We start from the raw sequence: 6,971 nt of genomic DNA, 5'->3' as shown, positions 1-6,971 counted from the left end.
GACGAACCCTTCCCGCAGGACGCGAACCGGCAGTTGATCGAGGTTCTGCGCTCGATGGCGCGCGCATGGGAGGGCACGACCGCCCGCCTGCTGCGTCAGGCCAAGGGCGCCCCGGCGGATGCCGGTCTGGGGCTGGTCGTGCAGCAGATGGCGATGGGGCTTGGTCCGGCCGAAAGCGGTTCGGGCGTGATCCAGTTTGTCAGCCCGGTCACCGGCAAGGCGCAGATCACTGGCCGCTATCTTAGCCAAAGCCAGGGCCGTGCCGCGCTTAGCCAGCCGGATGGCGTGTTCTACCTGACCAAGGATGACCGCGGGCGCTCGCTTGAGGAACATTGCCCGGATGTGTTCAAGCAACTGATCGATTGGGGCAAGGTCACGCGCCAACGCCTGCGCGATGAGATGGAGATCGAATTCACCATCGAAGCGGGCGAGTTGAAAGTTCTGGACGCGGTGCGGGTGTCGCGCTCGTCGCGGGCGGCGGTGCGGATTGCCGTGGCGCTGGCCGAGGAATGGATCATCCCGCGCGAAGAGGCGCTGTTGCGGATCGAGCCGCGGGCGTTGACCGAATTGCTGCACAGTCAGGTTGACCCCTATGGCAAGCGCGACGTGTTCGCGCGCGGCATCGCCGCCAGCCCCGGCGGCGCCACCGGGCGTATCGTGTTTTCATCCGCTGACGCGCAGGCCAGTGCCGCGCGCGGCGAGCCTTGCATTCTGGTGCGCCGGGAAACCGCCCCCGAAGATATTCGCGGCATGCACGCCGCCAGCGCGGTTCTGACCGAACGCGGCGGCATGACCAGCCACGCGGCGGTGATTGCGCGCGGGCTGGGTCTGCCTTGCGTGGTGGGCGTGTCGGGCATGACCCCGCGTTGGCGCGACAAGACCCTGCGCGCCGCCGATGGCCGGGTGTTCCGCGAGGGCGATATCATCACCATCGACGGCACCGCGGGCGAGGCCTTGGTGGGCGAGGCCAAGATGCTGCCGCCAGCGCTGGACGACGCGTTCCGGGCGCTGCTGAGCTGGGCCGAAGATGCCTGTGACATCGGCGTGCGCGCCAATGCCGACACCCCGACCGACGCCCAGATCGCCCGCGATTTCGGCGCCGAGGGCATCGGCCTGTGCCGGACCGAACACATGTTCTTCGAGGATGGTCGCCTGACCGTGATGCGCGAGATGATCTTCGCCAACACCCCCGAAGACCGTGCCGCCGCGTTGGACCAGTTGCTGCCGATGCAACGGCAGGACTTTATCCGCCTGTTCGAGATCATGCAGGGTCAATCGGTCTGTATCCGCCTGTTCGACCCGCCGCTGCATGAATTCCTGCCGCACAGCCGTGAAGGCATGCGCGAACTGGCCGAGGCGCTGGACCTGCCGTTGTCGGACGTGACCCGGCGCGTCGAGGCCTTAAGCGAATTCAACCCGATGCTGGGGATGCGCGGGGTCCGTCTGGGGATCACCGTGCCGGAAATCTATGAAATGCAGGCCCGCGCGATCTTTGAGGCCGCGGTCGAGGTCTGTCGCCGCGGCGACCCTGTGGTGCCGGAAATCATGATCCCGCTGGTCTCGGCCAAGCGCGAGGTCGAGCTGGTCAAAACCCGTGTCGATGCCATCGCCGCCGCTGTTCGAATCGAGCAGAGTCAGGATTTCGATTACCGGCTGGGGGTCATGGTTGAAACGCCGCGCGCCGCGTTGCGGGCTGGTGAAATCGCGCAACATGCGGCCTTCCTGTCCTTCGGCACCAACGATTTGACCCAGATGACCTATGGTCTGTCCCGCGATGACGCTGGCCGGTTCATGGGCTCGTATGTTCAGCAAGAGGTCTTTCCCGAAGACCCGTTCCACACGCTGGACGTCGATGGGGTGGGCGAATTGCTGTTGATCGGGGCTGAACGGGGCCGCGCGGCGCGCAAAAACATTGTTCTGTCGGTCTGCGGCGAACATGGCGGCAATGCCGAATCTATCGCCTTTTGTCGGCAGGCTGGCTTTAACTATGTGTCCTGTTCGCCATTCCGGGTGCCGGTCGCTCGGCTGGCTGCCGCTCAGTTAGCGCTAAGCGGTTCTGTGCGAGAAATTCAAGAATAGCCCTTGTCTTTCCCTTGTTTTACTGCAATTTTGGGCGGTAACAGGAGGGTTCGGAGCTTTGCGCTCTGCACAACCCTGCTGCCCGTTGCATGAAATCACGGCAGTTTTTGTAGACTGACGCCTGTGATTCGCTTATCCCAGCCTCGCGGCGACCCGCAAAGGTCGTGCCACAAAGAGGCTGAACAATGCGAAACCGGTTTACTTGGGCGCTTTGCGTCGCGACGGTGCTTTCCTTTTGGGGGGCGGCAGGGGCAGATGTTTCCATCTCGACCTCGAACGATCCGACGGCAGTGCTTGATGACCGGATTACCACCTTGCTGGGGGCCGAACGACTGGGCCTTGATGCGGTGGGGATGAAACGCCTTGAACAGCTTGTCAGCCCGGTTGCCGCGAAACCGGCCAAGACCGCCTCGGTCGATGACATTGCCTTTACCCGCGATTGGATTGATGCCCGCCCGGTTGCCACCGGTGGCGCCGATTGGCAGTGCCTGTCCGAGGCGCTGTATTTCGAAGCCCGCGGTGAAAGCGTCAAAGGCCAGTTCGCCGTTGCCGAAGTGATCCTGAACCGGACCGAATCGTCGCGGTTCCCGAACACGGTTTGCGGTGTGATCCATCAGGGCACCGGCAAGAAATACCAGTGCCAGTTCACCTATACCTGCGATGGCTTCAATGAAGTGATCCGCGAACCCGCCGCGTATGAGCGTGTCGGCAAGATCGCCCGCATCATGCTGGACGGGCTGGACGCCAACCTGACCGATGGCGCAACCTATTACCACACCCGCGCCGTCAGCCCGCGCTGGTCGCAAAAGTTCCAGCGCACCGCGGCCATCGGCCAGCACCTGTTCTATCGCAACCCGGTCCGCATCAGCCAGAACTGATCCCAAGGGTTGCCCCCCGGCGGCAGATCACCGATTGTGCCGCCACTTGCTGCCCTCGGAGATCGCGTGTGACCAACGACATCCATCTTGCCTTTTCGCATCCTTCGGCCCGCTCCGAAGCGATGGAGACCGACGGTGACCCGCGCGACCGGATTTCCCTGCGCGACTGGGTGGTCGAGGTTGAAATCGGCGCCTTTCAGGCCGAGCGCGGCGCGACCCAACGGGTGCGCTTTAACGTCGTCGTCGAACTGCGCCCGAACCCGGCGCCGCTGGATGACGATGTCGACAAGATCCTGTCCTATGACACCATTATCGAAGCCATCGACGCCGAGCTGGCCTCGGATCGGCTGAACCTGCTGGAAACTCTGGCCGAACGCATCGCCCTGCGCCTGCTGGCTGAACCGCAGCCGCTGCGGGTTTTCGTGCGGATCGAAAAGCTGGATCGCGGGCCGGGGGCCTTGGGGGTCGAGATCGTGCGCAGCCGCGACAAGACCGGCCCGGTCACCGCGCAAGTGCCGGTGCCGCATCCGGTGGTGCTGTTCCTGTCGAACGCCGCGATTGCTTCGCCTGACCTGCCGCGCTGGCTGGACCGGCTTCAGGACCGCGCCGCGCCGGTGATCCTGTGCGTCGGCCCCGCCGACCTGCCCGCGCCGCAATCGGCAGTGCGGCCAGCGCAGCGGCGGATCGACCTGCTGGCGATCGAACAGAATGCTTGGGTGCTGGCCGGGCGCGATAAGCGCTGTGTCGTGACCAACACCCGCACCGAAATCGACTGGGCGATGAAACACGGCCAGATCAGCGTCTGGGCGCCCTCGAAACTGGTGCTGGATGCGGCGCATCCGCCCTCGGTCAGCCCGCGCGATGCGGTGGCACTGTCGCTGTGGCTGGCGGGCCAATTCGACGCCGCGCGCACGGTGGTGATCGGGGCCGATCTGCCGCCGGGCCATGCCGACAAGGCCGAGGCCGTGACGCTGGATCGCGCGCTGGACCTGCTCTGAGCCTTGCGCCCCGGGCTGCAATCGCTCAAAACCGCTGACATGCGCCGTTATTATCGCCCCATCGCCCAGACCGACCTGCACCGCCCAACCAGCGCCCTGACGCTGGCTGGCGGCTGGACATGGTTTACCCATGCCGAGGAATTGCGCCGCGATGCACCGCCGCGTCTGGTTGCCGCCGATCAGATCCCCGATGCGGTGGTGCAGGCCCTGACCGCGCCCCGCGCCGATGTCACGGGCCTTGCCATGACCCGGCCCAACCTGATGGGCATTCTGAACGTCACCCCAGACAGCTTTTCCGACGGCGGCCGCTTTAACGTGCTGGAAGCCGCCCATGCCCATGCTGAACAGATGATCCGCGATGGCGCCGACATGATCGACATTGGCGGCGAATCCACCCGCCCCGGTGCCGCCGAAGTGCCCGAGGCCGAGGAAATCGCTCGCACCGCACCGGTGATCGCCTCGCTGCGAGGGGCAGGGGTGACCACGCCGATTTCGATCGACACCCGCAAGGCCGCCGTCGCGCGCGAGGCCTTGGCTGCCGGTGCCGATCTGGTCAATGACGTGGCCGGTTTCACCTTTGATCCGGCGCTACCCGGCGTCACCGCGCAAAGCGGCGCGGCGGCCTGTTTGATGCATACCCAAGGCACGCCCGACGTGATGCAGGCCGATCCGCGCTATGACGATGTGCTGCTTGATGTCTATGACTGGCTGGCCCAGCGCGTTGATTTCGCCATCGCCGCCGGCATCCCGCGCGCCCGCATCGTGGTCGATCCGGGCATCGGTTTCGGTAAGACCACCCAGCATAATCTGGCGCTGATCCGCGGCCTCAGCCTGTTTCACGGTCTGGGTTGCCCGATCCTGCTGGGCGCATCGCGCAAACGTTTCATCGGTGTGATCGGAAATGCGCAGGATGCTGCCGACCGCACCCCCGGCTCGGTGGCGATCGCGTTGGCCGGGGTGGCGCAGGGGGTTCAGTTCCTGCGCGTGCATGATATTGCTGAAACCCGTCAGGCACTGACCCTGGCACAGGCAGTCTGGGGGCAGGCATGAGCGACAAACTCTTTGGCACCGATGGCGTGCGCGGCCGCGCGAACACATGGCCGATGACCGCCGATCTGGCGCTGCGGCTGGGGGCGGCGGCGGGGCGTTATTTTCGCCGCGATGGCTCAACCGCGCACCGTGTGGTGATCGGCAAGGACACGCGCCTGTCAGGCTATATGTTCGAAAATGCGCTGACGGCGGGGTTCACCTCGACCGGGATGAACGTGCTGCTGCTGGGGCCGGTGCCGACGCCCGCAGTCGGGATGCTGACCCAATCGATGCGGGCGGATGTCGGGGTAATGATCTCGGCCAGCCACAACCCGCACCATGACAACGGCATCAAATTCTTCGGCCCCGACGGGTTCAAGCTGAGCGACGAGGCGCAGGCCGAGATCGAACGCATGACCCATGCCGGTGTCGAGGTCGCGCAGGCCCAGAACATCGGCCGCGCCAAACGCATTGACGATGGCCGGTTCCGCTATAACGAACGCCTGAAAATGAGCTTTCCCGAAGGCAAACGGCTGGACGGGATGAAAGTGGTGATCGACTGCGCCAACGGCGCCGCCTACCGCACCGCACCCGAAGTCCTGTGGGAACTGGGCGCCGAGGTGATCGCGATCGGCGTCACCCCAGATGGCCAGAACATCAACCAGAATTGCGGCTCGACCCAACCGGAAACCGCCGCGCAAGCCGTGCTGGAACACGGTGCCGATGTCGGGATCTGTCTGGACGGCGACGCTGACCGGGTGATGATCATCGACGAGACCGGCAAGGTCGCCGATGGCGATCAGCTGATGGCGCTGATGGCGGCGCGCTGGGCCGATCAGGGTCGGCTGAAAGGCGGGGCTCTGGTGGCGACGGTGATGTCCAATCTGGGGCTGGAACGCTATCTCGACGCGCGCGGTCTGCGGCTGGAACGCACGGCGGTCGGCGACCGCTATGTGGTCGAACGGATGCGCGAAGGCGGCTTCAATCTGGGCGGTGAACAATCCGGCCATATCGTGATGACCGATTATGCCACCACCGGCGACGGCTTGCTGGCGGGGCTTCAGTTTCTTGCGGCAATGGTCGAAACCGGCCAGCCCGCCTCGCAATTGGTGCACCAGTTCGAACCAGTGCCGCAATTGCTGAAAAACGTGCGCTTCTCGGCCGGTCAGAAACCGCTGGACGCCGAGGATGTCAAAGCCGCAATCGCCCAGGCCGAGGCCAGCCTGAACGGCAATGGCCGCCTGCTGATCCGCAAATCCGGCACCGAACCGCTGATCCGCGTCATGGCTGAATCCGAAGACGAGGCCACCCTGAGCGCCGCGGTGGAGTCCGTTGTTCAAGCCGTCGAGCACGCCACAGCCTGAGCACCCGATCCCGGCGTCAGCGCAGTGAGTATTTAGACCAAGAAAAAGACCAAAGGTGCGCCCCGACTGCGGGCCATCCGGCCTTGGGCCGGGGCGTCTTTTCCTTGGACGGTCATCGGCTCTCCAGCCTGTTCCGCGTGCTCAGCCTAAATGCGCGCCGGTTAAGAATCCGTGAACGCGCCCCTCTTTTTCTTGGCAAAAATACTCAAATCCGACCGCCGGTCCGGGCGCCGCGCAGCAAAAAGGGCGCCCCGGTCAAGGCGCCCTTTCCAATGATCCGGACTGCGGATCAGTTTTTCGATTTGTCGACCATCTTGCCGGCCGAGATCCACGGCATCATGCCGCGCAGCTTGGCGCCGGTTTCTTCGATCAGGTGCTCGTCATTGGCGCGACGCGAGGCCTTCAGGAAGGGCTGGCCAACCTGATTTTCCAGCATGAAGTCACGCACGAATTTGCCCTGCTGGATGTCGTTCAGGACCTCTTTCATCGCCTTCTTGGTCTGCTCATAGGGCAGGATGCGCGGGCCGGTGACGTACTGGCCGTACTCGGCGGTGTTCGAGATCGAGTAGTCCATGTTCGCGATGCCGCCTTCGTAGATCAGGTCGACGATCAGCTTCACTTCG

Annotated in this window: 5 protein-coding genes and 1 pseudogene; 5 read left to right on the top strand and 1 reads right to left on the bottom strand. The window is 64.5% G+C overall.

The annotated features are described in order from the left end of the window. From ABYW26_RS08275 to glmM, 5 genes are all read left to right on the top strand, one after another. Positions 1–2,079, top strand: a 2,079-nt coding sequence (locus ABYW26_RS08275; RefSeq protein ID WP_372604296.1) for a putative PEP-binding protein, incomplete at its 5' end; no start/stop codon positions are given. A gap of 185 nt (positions 2,080–2,264) precedes the next feature. Further along, positions 2,265–2,957 carry a cell wall hydrolase gene (locus ABYW26_RS08270; RefSeq protein WP_372604295.1) on the top strand — a complete coding sequence of 231 codons (693 nt, stop codon included), beginning with the start codon at positions 2,265–2,267 and terminating at the stop codon, positions 2,955–2,957. A 68-nt stretch (positions 2,958–3,025) separates the two neighbouring features. Beyond that, on the top strand, positions 3,026–3,955 hold the full coding sequence (locus ABYW26_RS08265) for a dihydroneopterin aldolase (protein WP_372604294.1): 930 nt from the start codon (positions 3,026–3,028) through the stop codon (positions 3,953–3,955). 39 nt (positions 3,956–3,994) lie between these two features. Then, positions 3,995–5,005, top strand: coding sequence for a dihydropteroate synthase (gene folP / locus ABYW26_RS08260; RefSeq protein WP_372604293.1), 1,011 nt, complete (start codon positions 3,995–3,997; stop codon positions 5,003–5,005). Further along, positions 5,002–6,348, top strand: a complete 1,347-nt coding sequence (gene glmM / locus ABYW26_RS08255; protein ID WP_372604292.1) for a phosphoglucosamine mutase — start codon at positions 5,002–5,004, stop codon at positions 6,346–6,348. The genes folP and glmM overlap by 4 nt, the downstream gene beginning before the upstream one ends. Before the next feature lie 289 nt (positions 6,349–6,637). Here glmM and ABYW26_RS08250 read toward each other — a convergent pair. After that, a pseudogene (locus tag ABYW26_RS08250) lies at positions 6,638–6,971 on the bottom strand (ketol-acid reductoisomerase); the annotation flags it as partial.

It is taken from the genome of Actibacterium sp., from assembly GCF_041584535.1.
In the GTDB taxonomy this organism is placed as follows: Bacteria; Pseudomonadota; Alphaproteobacteria; order Rhodobacterales; family Rhodobacteraceae; genus Actibacterium_D.
This window is presented reverse-complemented; position numbering and strand designations above follow the sequence as displayed.